Origin of the sequence: Sphingomonas sp. NPDC019816, assembly GCF_050274375.1 — a bacterium.
GTDB lineage: Bacteria > Pseudomonadota > Alphaproteobacteria > Sphingomonadales > Sphingomonadaceae > Sphingomonas.
This window is the reverse complement of sequence record NZ_JBNNOB010000266.1, coordinates 1-1,537: the sequence shown is the minus strand read 5'-3', so window position 1 is coordinate 1,537 and position 1,537 is coordinate 1. Positions and strand designations below refer to the sequence as shown.

Below are 1,537 nucleotides of genomic sequence, written 5' to 3'. Positions count from 1 at the left end.
CTGCACGCCCGTGCGCTGGCGGCCTTCCCCGGCGGCTTCGGCACGTTCGACGAGCTGTTCGAGCTGCTGACGCTGATCCAGACGGGCAAGATCCAGCCCATTCCGGTGCTGCTGTTCGGCCGCGAGTTCTGGGAACGCGTCGTCAATTTCGAGGCGCTGGTCGAGGAAGGCGTGGTGTCCGAGCGTGATCTGGGCATCTTCACCTATGTCGAGACCGCCGAGGAAGCGTGGGACGTGGTGCGGAACTTCTATGAGGAGCGTGCCCGTAAGGAAGCCGAACAGGCGTGATCGCGCTGGCCCCTGCCCTTCGGGGTGGGGGCTTGCTCTATTGGGGCGGTTATCCCTTGGCCTTCGACTTCGCTCAGGCTGAACGGGGTTTAGTATGCCGCCCTGTTAGCAAAGACGGGGTTCAATACTTCAGCCGTTCAGCCTGAGCGAAGTCGAAGGCCACGCCCCTCACATCTCCGCAATGATCGCGCGCACCAAATCCCCCGCCGGCATGGCCCGCGCCAGCGGCGCACCCTGCCCGGCCCATTGCGCGCCATAGCCGAACTCGCTCCGCGCCTTGGCCGCAGCATTCAGCGCCTTCCCCGCATCATAGGCCACCGGATAATCGGGCACCCGCGCCGATAGTTCCGCCCCCAGCGCGGTGAAGCGATTGGGCAGGCAGCGCGCCGGCCGACCCGAAATGGCGCGCGTCATCACCGTATGCGCCGCTCCCTGCCCCATCAGCGCCGCGCGATAGCCCGCATCGGCCGCGCTTTCGGAACAGGCGATAAAGGCCGTGCCGAGTTGCGCCGCCGCAGCACCCAGGCTGAGGGCCGCCGCCACACCGCTGCCATCCATGATGCCGCCGGCCGCGATCACCGGGCGACCCGCCTTCACCCCGAGCAAACGTGTCAGCGCCAGCGTCCCCAGCCGGTCGTCGGGCGCATCGGGGTCGAACACGCCGCGGTGTCCACCCGCCTCATAGCCTTGCGCGACCAGCACATCGATACCCGCGCGGCATGCGCTCTGCGCTTCGGCGAGCGAGGTCACGCTAGCCAGCAACAGGCAACCCGCCCCCTTCAACGCGGCGATGCGTGCCGCGTCCGGCAGGCCGAAATGAAAGCTGACCACCGCCGGCCGCGCCTCCAGCAACAGCGTCAGCATCGCATCGTCCTCGGCAAAGCTGGGATAGATGGCGCGCAAATGTGCGGGCGGCTCGGCGTCCTGCTCGGCGAAGGCCGGGCGCAACGCCTCGCACCATGCCGCCTCCACTACCGGGTCGCGGCGGGGCGGGGCATGGACGAACAGATTGACGTTGAACGGCCGGTCAGTCCGCGCACGCGTCTCGGCGATCATCTTGCCGGCTTGGGTCGGATCGCTGGCGCCGAGCGCGATCGCACCCAGCCCGCCGGCCGCATTCACCGCCGCCGCCATGGCCGGCGTGGAAACGCCCGCCATCGGGGCCTGCAACACGGGATGCGTCACGCCGAGGGCGGACAGCCACGCATCCATGGGGAACTCCCGCATCGTTCATATCCTCCCCTGCAAG

General features: G+C 68.4%; 2 protein-coding genes. One reads left to right on the top strand and one right to left on the bottom strand.

Annotated features, from left to right (window positions below; all coding sequences use genetic code 11):
- Positions 1–288, top strand: a 288-nt coding sequence (locus ACQKJZ_RS19315) for an LOG family protein (RefSeq protein ID WP_427733318.1), incomplete at its 5' end; no start/stop codon positions are given.
- Positions 289–456: 168 nt separating this feature from the next.
- Here the strand turns inward: ACQKJZ_RS19315 and ACQKJZ_RS19310 are convergent.
- Complete coding sequence (locus tag ACQKJZ_RS19310) at positions 457–1,515, bottom strand: NAD(P)H-dependent flavin oxidoreductase (protein ID WP_427733316.1); 1,059 nt, start codon at positions 1,513–1,515, stop codon at positions 457–459.
- Positions 1,516–1,537 lie beyond the last annotated feature (22 nt).

Coding starts and splice junctions, on each gene's coding strand:
- ACQKJZ_RS19310 (WP_427733316.1), bottom strand. CDS start 1,515: ATGCGGGAGTTCCCCATGGATGCGTGGCTGTCCGCCCTCGGCGTGACG.